23 protein-coding genes and 1 riboswitch are annotated in these 23,807 nt (G+C 67.2%); of the genes, 6 read left to right on the top strand and 17 right to left on the bottom strand.

The window, feature by feature from the left end:
• Nucleotides 1–72: 72 nt before the first annotated feature.
• Complete coding sequence (thiD, locus tag G3580_RS04450; protein ID WP_323847996.1) at nt 73–912, top strand: bifunctional hydroxymethylpyrimidine kinase/phosphomethylpyrimidine kinase; 840 nt, start codon at nt 73–75, stop codon at nt 910–912.
• 30 nt (nt 913–942) lie between these two features.
• Here the strand turns inward: thiD and gtfA are convergent, their stop codons facing one another.
• Nucleotides 943–2,385 (bottom strand): sucrose phosphorylase, encoded by a 1,443-nt coding sequence (gtfA, locus tag G3580_RS04445; RefSeq protein WP_173764121.1) that lies wholly within the window; start codon nt 2,383–2,385, stop codon nt 943–945.
• A gap of 104 nt (nt 2,386–2,489) precedes the next feature.
• A riboswitch (TPP riboswitch) is annotated at nt 2,490–2,592 on the top strand.
• A 33-nt stretch (nt 2,593–2,625) separates the two neighbouring features.
• Between gtfA and thiC the strand changes: the two genes are divergently transcribed.
• The 4 genes from thiC (at nt 2,626) to G3580_RS04425 (ending at nt 6,499) form a co-directional block, all read left to right on the top strand.
• The gene (gene thiC, locus G3580_RS04440; RefSeq protein WP_173764120.1) at nt 2,626–4,542 is read left to right on the top strand and encodes a phosphomethylpyrimidine synthase ThiC; all 1,917 of its coding nucleotides are present in this window, start codon (nt 2,626–2,628) and stop codon (nt 4,540–4,542) included.
• 228 nt (nt 4,543–4,770) lie between these two features.
• Entirely contained in the window at nt 4,771–5,184 is a 414-nt protein-coding gene (locus G3580_RS04435; protein ID WP_173764119.1) for a DUF3568 family protein, read from the top strand.
• 239 nt (nt 5,185–5,423) lie between these two features.
• Nucleotides 5,424–5,627, top strand: a complete 204-nt coding sequence (locus G3580_RS04430) for a cold-shock protein (RefSeq protein WP_173764118.1) — start codon at nt 5,424–5,426, stop codon at nt 5,625–5,627.
• Between the two features lie 131 nt (nt 5,628–5,758).
• On the top strand, nt 5,759–6,499 hold the full coding sequence (locus tag G3580_RS04425; RefSeq protein WP_173764117.1) for a S1 family peptidase: 741 nt from the start codon (nt 5,759–5,761) through the stop codon (nt 6,497–6,499).
• 9 nt (nt 6,500–6,508) lie between these two features.
• Here the strand turns inward: G3580_RS04425 and G3580_RS04420 are convergent, their stop codons facing one another.
• The 11 genes from G3580_RS04420 to G3580_RS04370 all read right to left on the bottom strand — a co-directional run bounded on the left by G3580_RS04420 (nt 6,509) and on the right by G3580_RS04370 (nt 16,197).
• Entirely contained in the window at nt 6,509–7,255 is a 747-nt protein-coding gene (locus tag G3580_RS04420; protein WP_173764116.1) for an SDR family NAD(P)-dependent oxidoreductase, read from the bottom strand.
• A 140-nt stretch (nt 7,256–7,395) separates the two neighbouring features.
• On the bottom strand, nt 7,396–7,833 hold the full coding sequence (locus tag G3580_RS04415; protein ID WP_173764115.1) for an Ohr family peroxiredoxin: 438 nt from the start codon (nt 7,831–7,833) through the stop codon (nt 7,396–7,398).
• A gap of 44 nt (nt 7,834–7,877) precedes the next feature.
• Nucleotides 7,878–9,329, bottom strand: a complete 1,452-nt coding sequence (gene lpdA / locus G3580_RS04410) for a dihydrolipoyl dehydrogenase (RefSeq protein ID WP_173764114.1) — start codon at nt 9,327–9,329, stop codon at nt 7,878–7,880.
• 91 nt (nt 9,330–9,420) lie between these two features.
• Nucleotides 9,421–10,233, bottom strand: a complete 813-nt coding sequence (locus tag G3580_RS04405) for a thiazole synthase (protein WP_173764113.1) — start codon at nt 10,231–10,233, stop codon at nt 9,421–9,423.
• Nucleotides 10,234–10,243: 10 nt separating this feature from the next.
• Nucleotides 10,244–10,711, bottom strand: a complete 468-nt coding sequence (locus G3580_RS04400; protein ID WP_173764112.1) for a DUF1097 domain-containing protein — start codon at nt 10,709–10,711, stop codon at nt 10,244–10,246.
• Between the two features lie 51 nt (nt 10,712–10,762).
• Nucleotides 10,763–10,966, bottom strand: a complete 204-nt coding sequence (gene thiS / locus G3580_RS04395) for a sulfur carrier protein ThiS (protein WP_173764111.1) — start codon at nt 10,964–10,966, stop codon at nt 10,763–10,765.
• Nucleotides 10,963–11,916: a lipoyl synthase gene (gene lipA, locus G3580_RS04390; RefSeq protein WP_173764110.1), complete on the bottom strand. Its 954-nt coding sequence runs from the start codon at nt 11,914–11,916 to the stop codon at nt 10,963–10,965. The genes thiS and lipA overlap by 4 nt, the downstream gene beginning before the upstream one ends.
• A 58-nt stretch (nt 11,917–11,974) precedes the next feature.
• Entirely contained in the window at nt 11,975–13,087 is a 1,113-nt protein-coding gene (locus tag G3580_RS04385; protein ID WP_173764109.1) for an acetoin dehydrogenase dihydrolipoyllysine-residue acetyltransferase subunit, read from the bottom strand.
• Nucleotides 13,087–14,097, bottom strand: coding sequence for an alpha-ketoacid dehydrogenase subunit beta (locus tag G3580_RS04380; protein WP_173764108.1), 1,011 nt, complete (start codon nt 14,095–14,097; stop codon nt 13,087–13,089). Before G3580_RS04380 ends, G3580_RS04385 begins: the two co-directional genes overlap by 1 nt.
• A gap of 19 nt (nt 14,098–14,116) precedes the next feature.
• Complete coding sequence (locus tag G3580_RS04375; protein WP_323847995.1) at nt 14,117–15,091, bottom strand: thiamine pyrophosphate-dependent dehydrogenase E1 component subunit alpha; 975 nt, start codon at nt 15,089–15,091, stop codon at nt 14,117–14,119.
• Nucleotides 15,088–16,197, bottom strand: coding sequence for an ATP-NAD kinase family protein (locus tag G3580_RS04370; RefSeq protein ID WP_173764107.1), 1,110 nt, complete (start codon nt 16,195–16,197; stop codon nt 15,088–15,090). The genes G3580_RS04375 and G3580_RS04370 overlap by 4 nt, the downstream gene beginning before the upstream one ends.
• Nucleotides 16,198–16,564: 367 nt before the next feature.
• On the opposite strand from G3580_RS04370, the gene G3580_RS04365 reads away from it, so the two are divergent.
• Nucleotides 16,565–18,625: a sigma-54-dependent Fis family transcriptional regulator gene (locus G3580_RS04365; RefSeq protein ID WP_173764106.1), complete on the top strand. Its 2,061-nt coding sequence runs from the start codon at nt 16,565–16,567 to the stop codon at nt 18,623–18,625.
• Nucleotides 18,626–18,690: 65 nt separating this feature from the next.
• On the opposite strand, the gene G3580_RS19965 is transcribed toward G3580_RS04365, so the two are convergent.
• From G3580_RS19965 to G3580_RS04340, 5 genes are all read right to left on the bottom strand, one after another.
• Nucleotides 18,691–19,377: a c-type cytochrome gene (locus tag G3580_RS19965; protein WP_228720766.1), complete on the bottom strand. Its 687-nt coding sequence runs from the start codon at nt 19,375–19,377 to the stop codon at nt 18,691–18,693.
• A gap of 129 nt (nt 19,378–19,506) precedes the next feature.
• On the bottom strand, nt 19,507–21,183 hold the full coding sequence (locus G3580_RS04355; RefSeq protein ID WP_173764105.1) for a pyrroloquinoline quinone-dependent dehydrogenase: 1,677 nt from the start codon (nt 21,181–21,183) through the stop codon (nt 19,507–19,509).
• 313 nt (nt 21,184–21,496) lie between these two features.
• Complete coding sequence (locus G3580_RS04350; RefSeq protein ID WP_173764104.1) at nt 21,497–22,375, bottom strand: SMP-30/gluconolactonase/LRE family protein; 879 nt, start codon at nt 22,373–22,375, stop codon at nt 21,497–21,499.
• A gap of 44 nt (nt 22,376–22,419) precedes the next feature.
• Nucleotides 22,420–22,878 carry a c-type cytochrome gene (locus G3580_RS04345; RefSeq protein ID WP_173764103.1) on the bottom strand — a complete coding sequence of 153 codons (459 nt, stop codon included), beginning with the start codon at nt 22,876–22,878 and terminating at the stop codon, nt 22,420–22,422.
• Nucleotides 22,879–22,965: 87 nt separating this feature from the next.
• Nucleotides 22,966–23,784 carry a transporter substrate-binding domain-containing protein gene (locus G3580_RS04340; protein WP_173764102.1) on the bottom strand — a complete coding sequence of 273 codons (819 nt, stop codon included), beginning with the start codon at nt 23,782–23,784 and terminating at the stop codon, nt 22,966–22,968.
• Nucleotides 23,785–23,807: the final 23 nt, after the last annotated feature.

The following is a 23,807-nucleotide window of genomic DNA, read 5'->3' as shown; positions in this document are numbered from 1 at the left end:
GCCGGTTACTTCCAATCGAAGGGATAATCCCTGTTTCGGCACCCGAGACGAATTCTTGAACTGGAGAGCCCCGTGTCACTGCGCATTCCCAACGTCCTGAGCATCGCCGGCGTCGACCCCTCGGGCGGGGCCGGTCTGCTGGCCGACATCAAGACCTTCAGCGCCCTGGGCGCCTACGGCTGCGGCGTGGTGGCGGCGCTGACGGCGCAGAACACCCAGGCGGTCGCCGGCGTGCACGTCCCGCCGGTCGCCTTCCTGCGCCAGCAGCTCGACACCCTGTTCGCCGACGTGCCGCTCCAGGCGGTCAAGATCGGCATGCTCGGCGGCGCCGAGGTGGTCGCCACCGTGGCCGACGTGCTCGCCCGCGAGGCGCAGCGGAACGTGGTGCTCGATCCGGTGATGGTGGCCAAGAGCGGCGACCATCTGCTCGCCCGCTCCGCCATCGCCATGTTGCGCGAGGCCCTGTTCCCGCAGGCGTTCATGATCACCCCCAACCTGCCCGAAGCCGCCGTGCTGCTCGAACAGGGCGCCCCCGAGACGGTGCGGGAAATGTATCGCGCCGCCGAGCGCCTGCGCGAGCTGCTGCCCACGAGCGATCAGCGCTGGGTGCTGCTCAAGGGCGGGCACCTGCCCGGCAGCGAGCTGACCGATCTGCTGTTCGACGGCGACCGCATGATCGAGCTGCACAGCCGCCGCCAGGACACCAAGAACACCCACGGCACCGGCTGCGCGCTGTCCTCGGCCATCGCAGCCCTGCTGCCCCAGCGCGGCGATCAGCTGCATCCGGTCGAGGCGGCGGTGCGCGACGCCCACCGCTGGCTCGCCCAGGCCATTGCCACCTCCGGCCAGCTGGCCGTCGGCCACGGCCATGGCCCGGTGCATCACCTGAACGCCCTGTGGCGTACCCCCTAGGGCGGGTTTCAACCCGCCAGCCCCTCGCCCTCAGGCGCGGAACTCGACCACCTCGCCCCCGTCCGGATCGCTGTGGGTGACGGTGGTGGTGCGAAAACGCAGGTCCACCAGCGCGCGACAGAAATGCTCGCCGTTGCGCCAGCCCAGATCCACGCTCGACTCGTTCGAATAGTTCAGCTCGAAGGCGCCGCCGAAGGCCGGGTGGTGGCTGCGCAGCGCCATGAGCACGAGCAGGCGCTGCACCACCGGCTGCGCCACCGCGATGTTCGCCGCGTCCAGGGTGTAATGGTGCCGGTTGATGTCGCGCAGCTCGCCGGTGGTGGTCATCAGCGCCTCGTCGTTCTCCCCCGCCAGCAGGCCCACGTAATAGATCTGCGGGATGCCCGGCGCGAACAGCTGGATGGCGCGCGCCGCGATGTAGGCGTCGTCGTCGCGCTTGAGCGCATCGTAGAAGGTGCAGGTGAGCTGGTAGATGGCACCGACGCTGTGCACATTGGCGGCCGAGCCGCGCAGGATGGGATCGGCGCTGCGCTCCGAAACGTTGGCGATGAGCGCCTCGATGGCGGCCGGCGGCAGGATGCCCTCGACGTCGGGGATGCAGATGCCGTCATGGGTGTCGAGCACCGTCACCATCTGCGCCGGGCACATGCGCAGCCAGCCCTTCAGATAGGTGCTGTCGGCATCGAGCAGCGAATACAGCACCAGCGGCGGCAGCGCAAACCCGTAGCACCACATGTGGCGGTCGGCGATGGCGTACTGCCAGCTGGGATGATCGTGCACCTCGGGCATCACCTCGGCGCCATACTCGCCCGCCTTGTCGCGAAACCACTCCAGAATCGCCCATACCTCAGGCTCCACCAGGAAGCAGCTGGTGCCGATCTGCTTGGTGGTGTAGCCGAAGGCGTCGAGACGGAACAGCTTGACCCCCCGCTCGGTCAGGAAGCGCAGGTTGTCGTCCATGAACGCGAAGGTCTCGGCGGCGCGATAGTTGAGGTCGATCTGCCGTTCGGTGAAGGTGCACCACACCCGTCCCTGACTGCCGTCGCCGAAGCTCACCTCCCGGAACGGCTCCTTTTCCTTGCGGATGTGGATCTTGGCCAGATCGTCGTTGGTGATCTCGCCGAGCGCATCCACGTCGATGAACAGCGGCGCGAACGGCGATCCGGCCCGATTGGCCACATAGTCCTTGAACTCGGGGGACTCATCGGCGATGTGGTTGAGCACCAGATCCAGACACAGATCGAAGCGCGCGGCCAGCCGCGACACCTGGCTCCAGTCGCCGTAGCGCGGATCGATCTCCCGGTGCGTCAGCGGCGAGAAGCCGCCGTCGGCGTTGGACGGGAACGGCGGCAGCAGATGGAGGCCGCCGATGGCCTCGCCCACCGGGCCGTCGAGGAAGGTTTCCAGGTCCGCCAGATCGCGCCCGATCCGGTCCGGATACACGATGAGCTGTACCGCATTGCGAAGTGCCATGGCTGCCCTCTGCGCGCAATATGAACCTCAGGTGACACCCCAACCATGCCGGCAAACGCCCGGTGTGGCAACGCCTTTACAGCGGCGGCCACCCGGCGTAACGTAACGGCTGCTAGGGGTGCTGCGGCGCGAATGCCGTCGCGGCTGAGAAATACCCTTTGAACCTGTACGGGTAATGCCAACGCAGGGAAGCGTCTGATTCGCTCCTTGTTGCCCGTGTCCCTGACAAGGAGAGTCCGCTTGAACGCCACCGAAAAATTCCTCGCCACCGAAGCGCATGTGGACGCAGCGGCCATTGCGCCGCTGCCCAACTCGCGCAAGATCCATGTCGAAGGCTCGCGCCCGGACGTGCGCGTGCCCATGCGCCAGATCTCCCAGGCCGACACCCCCACGGGTTTTGGCGGCGAGAAGAACCCGCCGATCTTCGTCTACGACTGCTCCGGCCCCTACACCGACCCGGCGGCGAAGATCGACATCCGCTCCGGCCTGCCCGCGTTGCGTGCCGGCTGGATCGAAGAGCGCGGCGACACTGAAGTCCTTTCTGACTTGAGTTCCGAGTTCGGTCGCGCCCGTGCCGCCGATACCGCCCTGGACGAGCTGCGCTTCCCCGGCCTGCACCGCACGCCGCGCCGCGCCAAGGCCGGCGCCAACGTCACCCAGATGCACTACGCCCGTCAGGGGATCGTCACCCCGGAGATGGAGTTCATCGCCATTCGCGAGAACATGAACCGGGCCGCCTATCTGGAATCGCTGCAAGGCACCGGGCCGGTCGGCGACAAGATGGCCAAGCTGCTCACCCGCCAGCATCCGGGCCACAGCTTCGGCGCCTCCATTCCGGCCGAGATCACCCCCGAGTTCGTGCGCGACGAAGTGGCCCGCGGGCGCGCCATCATCCCCAACAACATCAACCACCCCGAGTCGGAGCCGATGATCATCGGCCGCAACTTCCTGGTGAAGATCAACGCCAACATCGGCAACTCCGCCCTGGGTTCGTCCATTTCGGAGGAAGTGGACAAGATGACCTGGGCGATCCGCTGGGGGGGCGATACGGTGATGGATCTGTCCACGGGCAAGAACATCCACGAGACCCGCGAGTGGATCATCCGCAATTCGCCCGTGCCCATCGGCACCGTGCCCATCTATCAGGCGCTGGAGAAGGTCGATGGGAAGGCGGAAGAGCTGACCTGGGCCATGTTCCGCGACACGCTCATCGAGCAGGCCGAGCAAGGCGTGGATTACTTCACCATCCACGCGGGCGTGCTGCTGCGCTATGTGCCGCTGACGGCCAACCGCATGACCGGCATCGTCTCGCGCGGCGGGTCGATCATGGCCAAGTGGTGCCTGGCCCATCACCAGGAGAGTTTCCTCTACACCCACTTCGAGGAGATCTGCGAGATCATGAAGGCCTATGACGTGGCCTTCTCGCTAGGCGATGGGCTGCGTCCGGGCTCGATCTACGATGCCAACGACGAGGCCCAGCTCGGCGAGCTGCGCACCCTCGGGGAGCTGACCGACATCGCCTGGAAGCATGATGTGCAGGTGATGATCGAGGGGCCGGGTCATGTGCCCATGCACCTGATCAAGGAGAACATGGATCTGCAGCTCGAATACTGCAAGGAGGCGCCCTTCTACACCCTGGGCCCGCTGACCACCGACATCGCCCCGGGCTACGATCACATCACCAGCGGCATCGGCGCGGCCAACATCGGCTGGTACGGCACCGCGATGCTGTGCTACGTGACCCCGAAGGAGCACCTGGGCCTGCCGGACAAGGATGATGTGAAGGAAGGGATCATCACCTACAAGCTGGCGGCCCATGCGGCGGATCTGGCCAAGGGCCATCCGGGGGCGCAGATCCGCGACAACGCGCTCAGCAAGGCGCGTTACGAGTTCCGCTGGGAGGATCAGTTCAACCTGGGCCTCGATCCGGACAAGGCGCGCGAGTTCCATGACGAGACCCTGCCCAAGGAGAGCGCCAAGGTCGCCCACTTCTGCTCCATGTGCGGGCCGCACTTCTGCTCCATGAAGATCACCCAGGAGGTGCGCGACTTCGCCGCCAAGCAGGGCATCGGCGAGTCCGAGGCCCTCTCCAGGGGCATGGAGGAGAAGGCCGTCGAGTTCGTCAAGGCCGGTGCCGAAATCTATCGGAAACTGTGAGGACACATCATCTCTTGGCATGAGGAAAGGGCCGCGATTGCGGCCCGTTCCTCGGCGTCATCGACCACGCCGGAAATGCCGGGCATCGGAATCCGCCCTCACCGGTGACCAGCGTCGCCCTTCAGAAATGTCACTCCCGGACCGTAAAGATATGACATCGGCCATTGTCGGCCGAAGACAACGGTGCCGGCTGGCCGCGCGGGCGGGTGACCGAGAGGAGATGGCAGGATGTCGCGACGTTTCGGCTTCAAGTACGGATCGCTGGTGGCGATGACCTTGCTACTCACCGGATGCGATCCCATCTCGCTGACGGCGCTGTCCATGGGTGCCGGCGTCGGGGTTTCTCATACCCTGAGCGGTATCATCTACAAGACCTTCACCGCCCCCCTCCGAAAGGTGGAACGGGGCAGCGTCATCGCCATGCACAACATGGCCATCCACGTCGTGGCGCGGAAAACCAACTCGGAAGGCGAGCGCGTCATCACCGCCAGCGCCAAGGACCGCGACATCGAAGTGCTGCTCGAACCGCTCACCCCGCGCACCACACGCATGCGCGTCATCGCCAACAATGGCGTGCTCAAGGACAGGGCCACCGCCGCCGAGATCGTCAAGCAGACCGAGCGCATCCTGTCCAAGGCCTGAAACGTTTCGTATGCGGCCGCACTGCATCACGCCGCCGACGGCTCGACCGGCGAAAGATTTCATTTGCAGCGGCTGCCATTGCGGTGTACTCTAACTACCAGCGATTTTAAGCAGTCAAGTCCTTTTGTCGGTTGTGTTCCCGCACTTCTGCGCCGTATCAACACCCCATTCGTACTCGCCGTCTTGATCTCGCCCTTTTTTCGGGGCTCGGCCCTGTGACATTTACGGAGTTTCAAGACATGGCCACTGGTACTGTCAAATGGTTCAACGAATCCAAGGGATTCGGTTTCATCACCCCGGACGAAGGCGGCGAAGATCTGTTCGCGCACTTCTCGGCAATTCAGTCCAAGGGTTTCCGCACCCTGACCGAAGGCCAGAAGGTGTCGTTCGACGTGACGACCGGCCCCAAGGGCAAGCAAGCGAGCAACATCACGGCTGAGTAATCGCCGGCGCCCCTCTCGCGAGGGGCGATGTGCTCGACAGACGGGATGAGATCGCTCTCATCCCGTTTTTGCATTCTGCGCCCCTACCCGCGTTCCGTCCTGAGCGCGCGGCCACCACAGGCGATTGAGCCATGAACGTCGAATCGATCTTGCTGACGACCGTCAGGATCCAGACCTTTCTGGGCCTCCAGGCGCTCACCAACGCGACCGGTTTCTTCTTCGCGCGCGACGATCGGCTCTTTCTCGTGACCAGCCGGCATGTGGTGTTCGACCCGGACCATCACCATCACCCCGATCGCCTGGTCATCGACCTGCTCGTGGGCGAAGCGCACCTGTCCCTAGCGACCGGCTTCTCGCTGCCGTTGTTCGCCAACGGCCAGAGCCTGTGGCGCACCTGCGTCGACACCGCCGGAGAGGTGGACATCGCGGTGCTCGAGGTCAGTCGGGACGCCTTTCCCCGGGACGCGGTGTACCGGGCCTTCACGCCCGCGCACCTGCCGCAGCATTTCGAGGCGATCGAGGTCGGCAGCGCCGTCCTGGTAGTGGGCTTCCCCCTCGGATTCCAGGACAACCTGCACCATCTTCCCGTCGTCCGTCAGGCGGTGATCGCCTCGTCCTTCGGGCTGCGTTTCCAGGGCCAGGGCTACTTCCTCACCGACGCACGGACCCACCGGGGCACGAGCGGCGCGCCGGTCGTGCTGCGCTGCGCGGATGCGGGCGCGCCCGCATTCGACCTGCCCTGGCTGCTCCTCGGCGTCCATTCGGCGCGCCTGGACGTGGGCACCCGCGATCTGGTGCTCGACGAAGCACTGGGGCTGAACTGCGCGTGGTATGCCGACGCGCTGATGACGCTGACGGCCACGGGCGGCTGAGCCGGGCCCTTATGCGACGGCCGGGTCGGGCAACGGCGTCCCCGTGACCTGGGCGAGCATGTCGAGCAAGGCCTCCTGGAAGGCGACATCGAGCACCGCCGGATGCGGTGCCACGCGACGCTGGTGGTGCCAGTAGCCGCCGGACTCACGCACCGCCCCGTCGCGGCTGGTCGCCAGCCAGGTCTGGGTCAGATGCCCCAGGCGCAGATCGTCGGGCGCATTCGCTCCGCCCATGCGCGTCGGCACCCAGCCGGGATCGACCGCGTGCACGAGCACGCCCGGCCAGCGTCGTGCCAGCGCCGCGGCGAGCACGGTGACGAAGAGCTTGCTGTCGGAATATGACGCGGTGACGCGGCGGCCGCTCCAGTCCAGGCCTTCGAGCACGGGATGCCCGCCCAGATGCATGCTGCTGCTCAGGAACACGAGCCGCTGCGGCACCGGGATGAGCGCACACAGCCGGTAGGGCGCGATCACATTGACCGGCAGCACCGAAGCGCCCGAACCCACGCCGGCATTGTGGATGACCGCGTCCATCGGCCCGATGTGCCGCACCTGATCGGCCACCTGGCGGGTCTGCTCGGGATCGGCCAGATCGCCGACCACCACCGCGGCGCCCTGCTCGGCCAGATCGAGCACCGCGCGCCGGCGCGCCTCCGCGCGTACATGAATGACCACCTGATGCCCGTCATCGAGCAGCGCCTGCGCGGCGCCTCGCCCCAATCCCTGTGCCGAGCCGGTCACGAAAATGCGAGCCATGGCGTGCCTCCTGCGAACGGTTCGGCGCCCGGTGCGCCCCTGAACACAGGGACCACACCGGAAGGCAAGCGTTCGCGACGGCTGCGCTGAAAACAGACGGGCCGCAAGCGCGGCCCGTTTTCAGCGGCGCAACGCGCCTCTCAGCGCCCCACCACCTCGAACGCGATCGGCACATTGTTGCGCGTGGCATGCGAATACGGGCAGATCTCCTCGTGCGCGGCCTTCACCAGCGCCTCCAGGTCCGCCTGGGCCAGCTGACTGTCCTCGACGCGGAATTTCACCTCCAGCCCGAAGCCGCCCTTGTCGCGACCGCCGATGGACACGGCGCAGGTGACCGCCACCTGCGAGGCGTCCTGGCCGCGCTGCTGGGCAACGAAGTCGATGGCACCGCCGAAGCAGGCGGCATAGCCGGCGGCGAAGAGGTCTTCCGGGGTGACCGCGCCCGAGGCGCCGGGGCCACCCATGGCCTTGGGTACGGACAGGCGCACGCCGAAGCTGCCGTCGGCGGTCTCGGCCTGTCCGTTGCGGCCGCCGCGGGCGGTGGCGGTGGCGGTGAATACCGGTTCGATCTGATCCATGGTGATGTCTCCTGTGGGGGATGGGGGTTGGGGGTGGCGTCGGCCTATCGTTTGCGCCGCATCGCCGGCAAATCGGTGCACACGCCTTCGAACACCTCGGCCGCCATGCCGATGGATTCGCCCAGGGTCGGATGCGGGTGGATGCTGCGGCCGATGTCGGCCGCCTGCGCGCCCATCTCGATGGCGAGCACTACCTCGCCGATCATGTCGCCGGCGTTGGGGCCGACCATCGCGCCGCCGATGCAGCGGTGGGTCTGCTCATCGAAGATGAGCTTGGTGAAGCCGTAGTCCACGCCATTGGCGATGGCGCGGCCGCTGGCGGCCCAGGGGAACTTGGCGGCGCTCACCTTCTTGCCCTCGGCCTTGGCCTGGGCCTCGGTCATGCCCACCCAGGCCACCTCGGGGTGGGTATAGGCGACGCTGGGGATGACCGTGGCGTCGAAGCGCCGCTCTTCGCCGGCCGCCACCTCGGCCGCCACATGGGCTTCATGCACCGCCTTGTGGGCGAGCATGGGCTGACCGACGATGTCGCCGATGGCGAAGATGTGCGGCACGTTGGTGCGCATCTGCGCGTCCACCGGAATGAAGCCGCGCTCGGTCACCTCGACGCCGGCCTTGGCGGCGGCGATCTTGTGGCCGTTGGGCGTGCGCCCGGCCGATTGCAGGATCATGTCGTAGCGCTGCGGCTCGGCGGGCGCCTTCTTGCCCTCGAAGCTCACATGCAGACCGTCGTCGCGGGCATCGACCGCCACCGTGCGGGTGCCGGTCATGACCAGGCCGAAGCGGTGCGCGTTCTGCTTCTCCCACACCTTGACCAGATCGCGGTCGGGCCCCTGCATGAGGCCATCGAGCATCTCGACCACGTCCACCCGTGCGCCGAGGGCGGAATACACGGTGGCCATCTCGAGGCCGATGATGCCGCCGCCGATCACCAGCAGGCGCCCGGGCACCTGGCGCAGTTCGAGCGCACCGGTGGAATCGACGATGCGTTCGTCCTCGGGCAGGAAGGGCAGATGCACCGCCGCGCTGCCGGCGGCGATGATGCACTGCTTGAAACGCACGGTGCGCGTGGCGCCGGTCTTCGCCTGGCCGTCACCGGCGGTCACTTCGACCTGCAGTTGATGGGCGTCGACGAAGCTGCCCACACCGCGCACCACCTCCACCTTGCGCATCTGCGCCATGGCGGCGAGGCCGCCGGTGAGCTTGCCGACCACCTTGTTCTTGTGGGCGAGCAGACGGGCGACGTCGATCTCGGGATCGTCGTAACTCACCCCGAGATCCTCGAAGTGGGCGACCTCCTCCATCACGCTGGCCACATGCAGCAGGGCCTTGGAGGGAATGCAGCCGACGTTGAGGCACACGCCGCCGAGGGTGGCGTAGCGCTCGACGAGCACGGTCTTCATCCCCAGGTCGGCGGCGCGGAAGGCTGCGGAATAGCCGCCCGGCCCGGCGCCGAGGACCAGCATGTCACAGTCGAGGATGGATTCAGACGTCATGCCCTGCTCTCCTAATCATTCGTATGTCCAGATTCATTCGTTGTTGATGAAACGGGCCGCCGAAGCGGCCCGTCGATGCATGAAAGACAACTCACCGGGGCGAACCGATGACCCCGCCCAGGGGCGAGCTCGGGCTGCCCGAATACAGGCGCTTGGGCATGCGCCCGGCGAGGAAGGCGTTGCGCCCGGCCTGCACCGCGGCACGCATGGCGCCGGCCATGCGCACCGGGTCCGAGGCCCCGGCGATGGCGCTGTTCATGAGCACCCCGTCGCACCCGAGCTCCATCGCGATGGCCGCGTCCGAGGCCGTGCCCACCCCGGCGTCGACGATCACCGGCACCCGGCTGCGGTCGACGATGATCTCCAGGTTCCACGGGTTGAGGATGCCCATGCCGGAGCCGATCAGGCTCGCCAGCGGCATGATGGCCACGCAGCCGATGTCCTCGAGCATGCGTGCCTGGATGGGGTCGTCCGAGCAATACACCATCACCTCGAAGCCTTCGCTCACGAGTTGCTCGGCCGCCTTGAGGGTTTCGGGCATGTTCGGGAACAGGGTGTCCTGGTCGCCGAGCACCTCGAGCTTGACCAGCGCGTGGCCGTCGAGCAGTTCCCGCGCAAGGCGCAGCGTGCGCACCGCATCCTCGGCCGTGTAGCACCCCGCCGTGTTGGGCAGGATCGTGAACCGCGACGGCGGCAACACATCGAGCAGGCTGGGCTGGTTCGGGTCCTGGCCGATGTTGGTGCGGCGGATCGCCACCGTCACGATCTGCGCGCCACTGGCATCGATGGCCGCGCGGGTCTCGTCGAAATCACGGTACTTGCCGGTCCCTACCAGCAGCCGCGACCCCACGATGTGGGAGCCGAGCTGGAGCGAATCGACCGGGAAGTCTTGCGGGGTTTTCATGATTCACTCCTCAGGCGGGGCGGGCCATCTTCTTGCCGAGCGCTTCGCTGGCATAACCCAGGGCCAGACCGGCCACCCACGACAGGATGACGAACAGCACGCTCTCGTCCACCTTGCCGCCGGAGCCGAAGTAGGTCGCGGCGCCGAGGAAGGCGGCCGGGGTGTAGGACAGCACGGCGACATCGGAGAGCACCACCAGCACGAAGGCCAGCACGGCGACCAGCCCGATCATGGCGACCAGACCGCCACCGGCTTCGCCGACACCGAACATGGTCAGCGCGGTGAGCAGGATGGCCACGGTGGCGGCGGCCAGCGGCTTGAACACGCCGTCCTTGCCGCCACCGGCGGCGTAGAAGGCGGCCCAGGCGACGAAACCGATCCACGGGTAGAAACCCAGGTTCGGCAGACCGATACTCACATAGACCCAGAGCGCCACGAGCAGCGCGATACTCAGTCCCAGGGCGTGCAGCATTTTCATTGGTGTCTCCTTCTCTTGGTGTGGAATGCAACCGGGCGGATGGAATGTGTGTCAGCCGCCGCCCACGGCCACGACGATCTCGAGTCGATCGCCGGCATACAGCACGGTGTCCTCGTAGTGGCTGCGCACGACGATCTCGCCGTTGCGCTCGACCGCCACGCGTTTGCCCTGGTAGCCCAGGTCGAGCAGCAGATCGGCGACCCGCCAGCCGACCGGCACGTCGGTCACCGTGTCATTGACCCGGATCTCGTTCATGTCACCTCCACGCCGGCGGCGGCCGCCACCTGATCGGCCCGGTAGGACGAGCGCACCAGCGGCCCGGCGGCGACCTCGGCAAAGCCCATCGTCAGGGCCATCCCGCGCAGTTGCTCGAAGGCCTCGGGGCTCACGTAGCGATCCACCGGCAGGTGGTCCGCGGAGGGGCGCAGGTACTGGCCCAGGGTGAGGATGTCGCAGCCGTGGGCGCGCAGATCGGCCATCACCGAGATCACCTCGTCGTCGCGCTCGCCGAGTCCGAGCATCAGGCCCGACTTGGTCGGCACCCCCGGCAGGCGCTCGCGCGCCTCGCGCAGCAGCGCCAGCGAGCCTTCGTAGTCGCCGCCCGGACGCACGGCGCGGTACAGGCGCGGCACCGTCTCGATGTTGTGGTTGAACACGTCCGGCGGATTGAGCGCGAGCGCGTCGAGCGCGACCGCCTCGCGACCACGGAAGTCGGGGGTGAGCACCTCGACCGAGATCCCCGGCCGGGCCTCGCGCGCGGCGCGGATGCAGGCGCCGAAGTGGGCCGCCCCGCCATCGCGCAGGTCGTCCCGGTCCACCGAGGTGATGACCACGTAGCGCAGTTCCATGGCGGCGATGGCCGCGGCCAGATGCGCCGGTTCGTCCGCGTCCGGCGCGGCCGGACGCCCGTGGGCGACGTCGCAGTAGGGACAGCGACGGGTGCAGATGCCACCGAGGATCATGAAGGTGGCGGTCCCGCGGCTGAAGCATTCGCCGATGTTGGGGCAGGCGGCCTCTTCGCACACGGTGTGCAGATTCTGTTCTCTGAGCAGGCCCTGCAGGCGGGTCACCGCCGGCAGACCGGGATCCCGGGCACGCAGCCAGGGCGGTTTCGGGGGCGAGGGGCGCTCGCGATCCACCTTGACGGGGATGCGCGCCAGCTTGTCGCCACCGCGAAGGGCAACAGGGGGTTGGGGACTTGTCATGGATCGCTCCAGGCAGACACTGCGGCCACCCCGCTTGCCGGGGTGGCCGCAATGGGTCTTACGACAGGAAGCCTTCGATCAGGCGATTGATGTCGTTGGCCGCTTCCATCTGGACCATGTGGCCCTGCCCAGGCAGCACCTCGGTGCGCACCTGGCCGCCGCTGGCCGGGGCATGGGCGACCGGAATGATCTGGTCGCTCTCACCCCAGATGACCAGCACCGGCTTGCCCAGCGCCGAGAGCACGCCACTGCGCACCGACTGCTGGCGCCCGTCCTTGAAGGCCGCACCGGCGATGGTGGCCAGGGCCGTGTCGACCCCCTCCAGGCGCTTGTACTTGAGCATGTCGTCCACCAGCTGGCGGGTGACCAGGCTCGCGTCGGAGAACAGCTGGGTCAGCAGCGGCTTGAGCGCGCGGCGATCCTTGGCGGCGACGAAGCCGTCGATGTAGGCGCCGTTGATCTCCTCGCCGAGCCCGGCGCTGCAGATCAGGGTCAGCGAATCGACCCGTGCCGGCGCCGCCTCGGCGATGGCCAGCGACACCGCACCGCCCATGGAATGCCCGGCCAGATGCGCCGAGCCGATGTCGAGCGCATCCATGAAGCCGAGCACGGTCTTGGCCAGGGTGTCGACGCTGCCGTCACCCACGTCCTTGGCCGATTCGCCGTGGCCCGGCAGGTCGAGGGCATAGACCGTCCGCCCCGCCGCCAGCGGTTCGTGGTTGAACAGCCAGTTGTTGAGGTCGCCGCCGAAGCCATGGATGAGGATCAGGGTCTGATCCCCTTCCCCACGCTTCAGGTAGCGGATGCGACGCCCGTCGACCTCCACCGTCTGCGTGCTCGGGCCGGTGTCCTCGTCCTCGTCGGACGGCGGCACGAAGTTGGCATTGAAGGCGTCGATGGCCGCGTCGATATCGGCATCGGACACGTCCGAGTCGGCGACGATGCCGAGCAGCCCCCCCACGGGGAGGACGTCGTCCTCGCCCGCGGTCTGGCGGCGCAGCACGCCGGCCACCGAGGCCTCCACGGCCCCGGCGATCTTCTCGCTCTCGATCTCGATGATCTCTTCACCCACCGAGATCTCGTCACCGACGTCCTTCAACCAGCCGTTGACCTTGCCTTCCTTCATCGAAAGGCCCCACTTCGGCATGGTGAGGGTGTGAATTGCTGACATTACTTGTACTCCTTGACTCGCTTCACGGCCGCTTCGATGTCGGCCACCTTCGGCACGTACAGATCCTCCAGCGCGTCGCTGAAGGGCACCGGCACGTGCGGCGCGGTGACCTGCTCGATGGGCGCCTTGAGGGCACCGAAGGCCTTCTGGGCAACAAGGCCGGCGATGTCGCTGGCCATGCTGCAACGGGGGTTGGATTCATCCACGACCACCAGGCGACCGGTGTTCTCGACGCTCTCGAGGATGGTGTCCTCGTCCAGCGGCGAGGTGGTGCGCGGGTCGATGACTTCGCACTGGATGCCCTGCTTCTGCAGGTTGCCGGCCGCTTCCATGGCCAGGTTCACCATGCGGCCGATGGCCACGATGGTCACGTCGCCGCCTTCGCGCAGCACCGCGGCCTCGCCGAACGGGATCGCGTAGCTCTCCTCGGGCACGTCGCCTTCCATGGTGTAGAGCACCTTGTGCTCCATGAAGATGACCGGATCGTTGTCGCGGATGGACTGGATCAGCAGGCCCTTGGCGTCGTACGGGTTGGAGGGCACCACCACCTTCAGGCCGGGGATGTGCGTGAACATGTTGTACAGGCACTGGGAATGCTGGGCCGCAGCACGGAAACCGGCGCCGTACATGGTGCGGATCACCACCGGCGTCTTCGCCTTGCCGCCGAACATGTACTTGAACTTGGCGGCCTGGTTGAAGATCTGGTCGAAGCACACGCCCATGAAATCCACGAACATGAGCTCGGCCACCGGACGCATGCCGTTGCAGGCCGCGCCCACCGCGGCGCCGATGAAACCCGACTCCGAGATCGGGGTGTCCAGCACCCGGCCCGGGTGCTTGTGGAACAGCCCCTTGGTCACGCCGAGCACGCCGCCCCAGGAATCTTCCTCGCCCGGCGCGCCGGCGCCACCGGCGTTGTCCTCACCCATCACGATCACGGACTGATCGCGACTCATCTCCTGGTCCAGCGCCTCGTTGATGGCCTGCTGGTAAGTAATCTTTCTAGCCATTGTCGTCTCCTCGGATCTCTTAGTAGCTCACGTACACGTCGGTCATCAGGTCGGCCGGCGCCGGCTTGGGATCCGACTTGGCCTTCACCACGGAGTCATCGATCATCTTCAGCACATCGGCGTCGATGGCGTCGAGCTGCTCGGCCGTGATCTCGCCGTTGGCGGTCACGCGGCGGCGGAACTGCAGCAGGCAGTCCTTGGTCTCGCGCAGTTTCTGCACTTCGCCCGGGGCGCGGTAGGTCTGCTGATCGCCCTCGAAGTGGCCGTAGTAGCGCGACACCTTCACCTCCATCAGGGTCGGGCCGCCGCCGTTGCGGGCGCGCTCGATGGCCTCGCCGGCCGCTTCATACACGGCGAAGAAGTCGAAGCCGTCGACGATCACGCCCGGCATGCCGAAGGCCGCGGCGCGGTCGGCGATGTTGTCGCAGGACACCGAGAAGGTGGAGGACGTCGCTTCGGCGTAGCCGTTGTTCTCGGCCAGGAAGATCACCGGCAGGTTCCACACCGTGGCCAGGTTCATGGCCTCGAAGATGGTGCCCTGGTTGGAGGCGCCGTCACCGAAGAAGCACACGCCCACGGACTTGTCGCCCTTGAGCTTGCCGGCCAGCGCGGTCCCGCAGATGAGCGGGCCGCCGCCGCCGACGATGCCGTTGGCACCGAGCATGCCCACCGCCAGGTCGGCAATGTGCATGGAGCCGCCCTTGCCCTTGCAGGTGCCGGTGGCCTTGCCCCAGATCTCGGCCATCATGCCGACCGGGTCGACGCCCTTGGCGATGCAGTGGCCATGGCCACGGTGGGTACTGGCGATGTAGTCGTTGCCATTGAGGTGCATGCACACCCCGGTGGCAGAGGCCTCTTCACCGGCGTACAGGTGAACGAAACCCGGGATCTCGCCCGTGGCAAAGTCGTTGTGCACCCGCTCTTCGAATTCACGGATGGTGCGCATCGTCCGGTAGGCCTGGAGCAGGCCGTCGCGATTGAGCGTACTGGTCACGATTGTCTCCTTTTTGGATTGATGGTCGGATCGACCGAATGCGAGTCTCCGCGAGCGGAGGACCCGACAACTTGGGGCAGCCCGAACGGCTGCGACACACCACGCGTGCGCGCGGCGGCGAGCGCGGCGGGCACGTCGAGGGTCGGAGGACCGGCATGATCGAGCCGGATCCATGCCTGCTCGCTGCCGTCCAGTTCGATTTCGCGCTCGCCGTCGAGCGCGATGCTTCCGTGGCGGGCCGCGATGGGGCAGGACACGCCCGCCTCCAGCCGCGTGGCCTCCACGATGTCCATGTCTGCGAGCACGCCGGGGGCGATCGGCGCCAGCACCGGCCGGCCGCCCTCGCCGCAGCGCACGTGCAGGCCGTGCTCCCCGTCGCGCGGCACCGTCTCGACCGCCGCGGCGATGGCCGACAGCCCGATGGCGTCGGGCTCGGCGAAGGTCACGAACAGTTCGGTGATGCTCGACGGCTCCCACACCGCGCGGGCGCCGATGTGGTCGAGCCGGGTGACGCAGGCATCGACCAGCGCGATCTCCTCGCGCCCTCCGCAGCTCACCACCAGCCGCTTGTTCGCCCGCAGCGCCTCGTCGGCCGTGATCCGCCCGGTGGCGAACAGCGCCGCCGCCAGGCCGACCACGGTGGCCTCGCGCAGATCGGGGAACACATTGTTGGTGCCGCTGGACAGGGTCGCCATCGGCAGGGTCGGGCAGGCCGAGGCCACCACGCGATGGGTGCCGTCGCCGCCGAGCACCACCACCAGCGCCGCGCCGGCCGCCTCGATCATGCGCGCCGCACGGACCGTATCCTCCTGCGTCTCGGTGATCGGCATGTCGAGAAACTCCACCTGCGGCCACGGCGGCAGGCGTGAGGCGTGGTGGGTGCGCAGGGCCCGCACGATGCCGGCGCTGATGCCGGTCTTGTCCGGCATCATCAACACCCGGTCCACCCCGAGCCGGCCCAACGGGCCGAGCACGCGCTGGACCATGTTGGCCTTCTCGGCGGTCGGAAACACCGACGCCTTGGCGGTCAGGCGCCGGATGTCACGCCCCGAGGCGGGGTTGGCGACGATGCCGACGATGACTTCACGGGGGCTGGCGATGGGCACGGGGACTCCTGAATGAGTGACGGACATCCCCTGCGCAGGAGTCGTGCCGGAAGCATGGTCACGGCATCACCCACACCCACAAGAAACCTTTTTTCCAACTAAATATCAGAAACTTACAGAGGCAAAAAAATCCCGGCGGCGGCACCGGAGCAGGCCCCGGACGCCCCACGCCGGGAAGACAGATGAATCACCGGAGCGGACTCCCGCCACAGCTGTCTCAGCACGATGAGACACGTGTACCTATTGCTTTGGTGAGACAAGGCTCCTACTGTGCGAGCAGGGGAAAAGCCATACGTCGCGTGCCACAATAAAAACCCTGCGCGACCCATCAAAACCGGCGCACGACAGACCGGAACGGAGGAGACAAATGCAATCACCCCAAGCTGTCGCACGACACGTGGGCAAGGTGCTGGAGGTCGTCGAAAGCAAATCCATGCTCGGCCCGGACGCCAGCGCCCAGCGCCTGATGCGTTCGTGGGAGCGTTCCCTGAACAAACACCAGGTCGATCCGGCGCAGATCAACACCCCGCGCGTGGTCACCTCGCAGGAGCTGCGCGAACACCGCGAACGCCTCGAAGCCTTCATGCGCATCTCGCGCGAAGGCATCGACCGGCTGCACGCCCAGGTCCTGCCCGCCAACTACTGCGTGCTCATGACCGATGCCGAGGGCGTCACCATCGACTACCGCACGGTACCGAGCCTGGATCGCGAGTTCCGCGACCAGGGCTTCCGCCCGGGCACCTGCTGGTCGGAAGACTACGAAGGCACCTGCGGCGTGGGCACCAGCCTCATCGACGGCCAGCCCACCCTGGTCCATCGCAACGAACACTTCCGCACCCACAACATCGGCTTCACCTGCAGCTCGGCGCCCATCTTCGGCATGGAAGACCGCCCGATCGCGCTGCTCGACGCCTCGGCCCTGTACTCGCCCGAAGGGCGCGACAGCCAGCTGCTGGTGTTCCGCATGGTCATCGAACGCGCCCAGCAGATCGAGAACGCCTTCGCCTACTACACCCTGCGCCCCTACTGGGTGCTGCAGTGCGGCCGCCTGGCCGAGTACCTGAGCGTGCAGACCGACTACCTGATCGGCTTCGACGAGAACGGCCGCATCATGGGCGGCAACCGGCGCGCCAAGCTGGAGATGTTCACCCGCGACGGCCCGGCGCCGGAATTCATCCACGACCTGTTCGAGTGCACCGCGCACGACATCCTCGCCACCGCCCACGGGCGGCCGGGGCAGGCCTTCCCGCTGCGCCTCCAGGGCACCGGCGAGCGCCTGTTCGCCAACCTGCACGCCCCGGCCCTGCGGCGCCGCTCGGCGGCCCGCCCGGAGCACGAGAAGCCCAACGCGCCCCAGGCGCCGGTCGCCGCGCCCTCGAGCCACCTGCGCGGCTTCAGCCACCTGGCCATCGAGGACGTGCGTCTGCGCGACAACGTCGAGCGCGCGCTGAAGATCGCCAACCGGGACATCCCCGCCATGCTGCTGGGCGAGACCGGCACCGGCAAGGAGGCCTTCGCGCGTGCGATCCACGACTACTCGGAACGCCGCGACAAGCCCTTCGTGGCCCTCAACTGCGCGGCCATCCCCGAGAACCTCATCGAAAGCGAGCTGTTCGGCTACCGCGACGGCGCCTTCACCGGCGCACGCAACAAGGGCGCGCGCGGCAAGATCCTGCAGGCCGACGGCGGCACCCTGTTCCTCGACGAAATCGGCGACATGCCGCTGCAGCTGCAGTGCCGGCTGCTGCGCGTGCTCGCCGAAGGCGAGGTGTTGCCGCTGGGGGCGGAGACGCCCACCCCGGTGAATCTGCACATCATCTGCGCCACTCACCAGAACCTGCCGGAGCTGGTGCGCGAAGGCCGCTTCCGCGAGGATCTGTACTACCGCCTCAATGCCGCGGTGTTCATGCTGCCGCCGCTGCGCGAACGCACCGACATCACCCAGGTGATCGACCGGGTGCTGCGCGACGAATCGGCCGCCATGGGACGCGAGGGGCAGGAACTGGACAGCGAGGTGCGGCGCGCCCTGGAGCAGTACCGCTGGCCCGGCAACATCCGCCAGCTGCGTCACGCCATGCGCTACGCCTGCGCCATTTCCGACGGCAACGCCCTGCGTCCGGAGCATTTCCCGCCGGAGATCTTCAGCCCGACGGGCGAAGGCGTGGAGGCCGGCCATCACGGGCTGCCGGAGCTGCCGGCACCGCCGGTCATGACCGCACGCCCGCCGCAGCCGGCCTCGCACCGCCCTCCCGTGGAGCTGACCGATACCGAGGCGATGCTGCGCGCGCGCATGATCGAGACGCTGCGGCGCAACCAGTGGCAGGTCAAGCGTTCGGCCCAGGAGCTGGGCATGTCCCGCGCCACCTTCTACCGCAAGCTCGACAAGCTCCAGATCGTGCCGCCGAACCGCCGCGACAGCGCCTGGTAGGCCCGCTACGGGCACAAAAAAACGGGCGGCTGCGGCCGCCCGTTTTCATTGTCCGGCGCGAACGTTCATTCGGCCGGCAGGGTCCCCAGATAGTGCAGATAGGCGACCAGCTCCCAGATCTGCTCGTCGGACAGGGCCCCGCCCCACGGGGGCATCACGTCGGCGCCGACGCGGCCGTTGTAGATGGTCTCGAAGGCGAGCTTGGTGGTCAGGTCGGTGCGGCCCTTGAAGTCGGGCGCGCGTCCGCCGACGCCATCGTAGCCGTGGCAATAGCCCGCGCAGGTCTTGTTGAAGCGCGTGTGACCGGCCTCGATGCGCGCCTTGTCGTTCAGGTCGAAGGGCGGCACCGGCTCGGTCGCATCGGTACCCTGGTGTTCGCCCAGCCACTTCACGTAGGCCACGAGCTCGTCGATCGCCTTGGCGTCGAGGACCGTGCCCCAGGGCGGCATCGGGTGATCGCCATGCTTGCCGGTCATGATGCGCTCGCGGATGAGCGCCTCGGGCAGATCGGTACGCTGCTGCAGCTTCGGCGCGCGGCCTGGGGTGCCGTCGCCGGCCGGACCGTGGCACTTGGTACACAGTTTGTCGAAACGTCGCTGCCCGGCCGCCACTGCGGCCGAATTGTCGTCGGCCGGCGGCGCCACGGCCCAGGCCGGCACGGCACAGGCGACGGCAAGCGCCATGGGAAGAAGACGGGCGCTGGCCCGGCGGAACTGGCGCCCCAGGGCGCCTGGACGATTCGCTTGGTTCATGCTGACTCTGACTCCCCGCGAATCCTCGCGGACTCGCGTGTGAAACAAGGGTGAAACAAAAATCCCCGGGCGCGCCGCGCGCCCCCGGGGCAAGGAAGCGGGTCCATGCACCCGCCGCTAGGAGGTTGATTACTCGAGGGTGAAGGCGATCAGCGCCGCACCACCCGGCAGGTCCTTGATCTGCGGGTAGGCGCCGGCCAGGAAGCCCGGCGCGTGAGAGCCGAGACCGGTCGGGATCACGATGTACTGCTTGCCGTCCACCTTGTAGCTGATCGGGCCGCCGCGCAGGCCGGAACCCGCGTTGAAGTGCCACAGCTCCTTGCCGTTGTCGGCATCATAGCCAAAGATGTGACCTTTCATGTCGCCGGTGAAGACCAGGCCACCGGCCGTGGTCAGCACGCTGGAGAGCGGCGGCATGTCGTAGCGGATGCTCCACTTGACCTTGCCGGTGATCGGGTCGCGCGCATCCAGGCGGCCATGGGACTCGTCATTGGGCGGCGGCACCAGCTTGATCGACGCGATACCGAGCGACAGGGCCGAGATCGCCTTCAGGCTGTTGGGATCGTCCGGACCGGACACGACCTCGTTACACACTTCCATGGCGTGGGAGTACCACAGGCCGGTGCCCGGGTTGTAGGCGCCATGGTTCCAGCTGCGCGCGCCGAGCAGGTTCGGGCAGAACAGCTTGGTCTTGCCCACTTCCGGATAGACCGGGTCGATGGGCTTGCCGGTCTTCTTGTCGACGCCCTTGGCCCAGTTCAGGTGCTCGGCGAACTGCCAGGCGTTCTCGAGCTTGCCGTTGTTCTTGTCCATGACATAGACGAAGCCGCTCTTGTTCAGGTGAACAATCACGTCCTTGCCTTCCTTGTCCTTGACGATCAGCGCCTCGTAAGGAGCACCGAAGTCCCAGGCGTCGTGCGGGGTTTCCTGACGCGCCCACTTGAGCTTGCCGGTCTTCGGATCGAGGGCCAGCAGGCTGGCGGTCCACTTGTTGTCGCCTTCACGGCCACGGGTGAAGTAGTCGGGCGACGCGTTGGAGGTGCCGATGTAGATGGTGTCGGTGCTCGGATCGTAGGTACCCGGCAGCCAGGCGGTACCGCCGCCACGCTTGTAGGAATCGCCCGGCCAGCTCTTCGGGTCGTCCTGCGGGACTTCGAAGGTCCACACACGCTCGCCCGTGTCGGCGTTGACCGCGTAGATCTTGCCGCGCATGGGCTGGTCACCACCGGTGGTGCCGCCGAACAGCACGTTGCCGGCCAGCTGCGGCGGCGACGAGAACAGGGCGCCGTACTCGTTCTTCTGGTCGGTCAGCTGGGTGGACCACACCTGCTTGCCGGTCTTCTGGTCGAGACCGATCATGCGTCCGTCCAGGGTGCCGAGGAAGACCTTGCCGCGACCGACGGTCACGCCACGGCTCGCCGCCGCGTAGAACACCTGCTTGGAGATCGGTGCCAGTTTCGGCGCATAGTGCCAGAGGGTCTCGCCGGTGGCGGCGTTCACCGCCCACACGTTGTTGAAGGCGGAGATGTAGTACAGCACGCCGTCGATCTCGATCGGGGTCGCCTGCAGGCCGTGGGTGATGTTGCCCGGCTGATGGATCCAGGCCACCTTGAGCTTCGAGACGTTGTCCTTGTTGATGTCGGCCAACGGGCTGAAGCGCCAGGCGTTGTAGGTACGGTGATACTGGGGCCAGTTGTTCGGGTCTTCGAACCCCGGGCCCTTGTCGGCCATCGCCGGGCTGATCGTCGCCATGGCGCCGACCAGTGCAAGCATGCTGCCGACGATGTTGTATCGCGCTGAAGTCATGAGTGTCTCCATGAGTTGTTGTTTCGGCTGCGCCCCGCAGCCGCTCCTTTGGGCGACATGTCGGGAGACCTGTGCCCGTGTCGATGTCGCTGGCCAATATAGTGCGACTTCCGTGCCAGATTGAAATCTCTTTATTTTCAGTAACTTGAAAATATCCCACGGCAGGGCAGCTGTCTCAGCCGGGCGGACGGAAGTGAGACGGGTCGCGACAGGTGTCTCACCGCTCGCGAGACACTTCAAGCCCTTGGCACACAAAAGAAAACCGCCCCGGGTAAGACCACGGGGCGGCAAACGACGACGCGTCCGAGGCGCGTCAATCGAGGTGAAACGCGATCACGGTGCCGTTGTTCATCATCGGCACCAGCACCGTGCCGGTGGCGGGCACATAGCCCAGGTCGGCCGAGCCCTGGGCGAGCTTGTCGAGCACGTGGACCTTACCGTCGGCGGTCACGCGCATGAGGCCACCGGCCATCCAGTCGGTCACCAGCACGCTGCCGTCGGCCATCGGCTCGATGCCGTCGAGGTTGCCGACCGGTTCGCTGCCGCCAAAATCACGGATCTGCTTTGTCGCCAGCGACACCACCTTCACATGACCGGGCACCTTGGTGGCGAAGCCGCCCGGCGTCATCACCCCCCAGGCACCGACCAGGAGCTGATCGCCGCGCACGGTCACGCCGTTGGGATTGGCCAGTTCGGGAGACTCCAGCCACTTGTCGAAGGTGCCGTCGTGGAGCCGGTAGATGCGGTTGGTGAGCATGCCCGACACATAGACGTTGCCGGCCGCGTCGGCCGCCACGTCGTTGAGGAACTGCGCCCCCTCGGCCGGATAGCGCTTGACGATGGTGCCGCTGCGGGTGTCGATCTCGACCAGCTCGTCGATGTCGGAGACATAGAGGCGCTCGCCCACCCGCGCCAGGCCCTTGGGCGCGTTCAGGCCGCTCACCCATTCGAGCTTGAGGATGTGGCCGTTCTTGTCGAGCAGGGAGATGAAGCCCTTGCCGTCCTTGGCATTGGGCTCACCGTCCACGTTCGACACGTAGTACCGCTCGCCGTCGGCGGCGGGCACGATGGATTCCGGATTGCGCAGCCGGGCCTCCGTCTCCCACAGCCGCGTCACGCCCCCCTCGGCATGAACCGCGCCGGTCAGACCGGCGAGCAGGCAGGCGAGCATTGTCGTTCGGGGTATTGTCATTGCGTGTCCTTCTCCTGGGTTGATGCACATGTCCTGAAACCCGATCAGTACCACAGATCGGCTTCATCGTCCTTCGGTTTCTTGGCGTCGGCAGCCTTGACCCGCACCGCCTCCTCGCGCAGGAAGGTGATGATCTGCCAGATCTGCTCCTTGGTCAGCACCTCGCCGAAGGCCCCCATCTGGGTGCCCGGGCGCCCATGCGTGATGGTGTTGAACATCAGCTGGTCGGAATTGGCACCGCCGGGCGCCCAGGCGCCGCGCACCAGCTGCGGACACTTGCCGCCGTGGCCACGGGTGTTATGACACTGCTGGCAGATGCGGCCGAACAGCTCCTCGCCATGGCGGGCGGCGTCGGGCTGCCCGGCCACCGGGTTGGCGGACGCCGCCGCACCGGTCACGCCGAAGGCCCGGCTCAACGGGCTCCAGCACAGGGCCACGGCGGCCACTGCCAGCACGCCCGCCAGCACACGCAGATTCGGGCCATCATGATTGTTGCGTTTCATTGTTTCACTCATCCATTGGGGTTGGGGGTCGGTCGGAACCGACCGATCCGGGGGCGATTCAGACGCCGCCCTCCGGGATGTTCGCGTTCACGGCGCGTCGGCCAGGGGCAGTCCGTAACGATCGGCCACGGAGCGCACGACGCCATCGCTCTTCATGGCCGCCAGCGCGGTATTGACCCGGGCCAGCAGATCCGGCTCGTCGGCACGCAGGGCGAGCACGAAGCGGGTTTTCATCTCACCGCTGAAATGCACGTCCGGCACCACCGCGTCCGGCCACAGGGCCACGCCGTCCGCCTTGAGCCGGGCCAGCGCCGGCGACCACACCGGGGCCGCGTCCACCTCGCCCTTCGCCAGGGCCGTGACCAGATCGCGATTGCTGCCGTAAGGCGTGCGATGCAGACCCGCCTGGAACAGGTACAGGTCCGCCGGCGTCGCCGTCACCGCGCCCAGATGCGCGACCCGATGCAGGTCCGACAGCGAGGTGAGGTGATGGCCCGGCGCCTGCACCAGCACATAGGCTGCGGCCAGATACGGGGCCGACACCGCCAGGCCCTTCTCGGCCAGATCCGCGCGGACCTCACCGCCGTAGGGGATGCCGGCGAACACATCGCACTGCCCCTTGGCCAGTGACTGGTTCAGGGCCTTGCCCAGGCCGCCGCGGTTGGGGATGCGGATCCAGTCGAGCTGGACGGTGCGCGTCAGGCGCCGGCCCAGTTCTTCGGCCAGGTCCACGTCGATGCCGCGATCGGCACCGCTGGCGCCGGAGAACGGCGCGTTGTCGTCGGCCACGCACACGCGCAGCGGCGGGTTGGAGGCGCCGTTCTGGGCCCCGGCGGAGCCCATGGCCAAGGCCATCAGGCCTGCCACGATCCAGCGGGCGTATGGCCGGGTTGCTCGTTCAGACATCACATGCTCCTTGCACACACCGG

The sequence above is a fragment of the Nitrogeniibacter mangrovi genome, from assembly GCF_010983895.1.
Classification (GTDB): domain Bacteria; phylum Pseudomonadota; class Gammaproteobacteria; order Burkholderiales; family Rhodocyclaceae; genus Nitrogeniibacter; species Nitrogeniibacter mangrovi.
The sequence above is the reverse complement of the archived record's forward strand: the minus strand, read 5'-3'. Positions and strand labels throughout refer to the sequence as shown.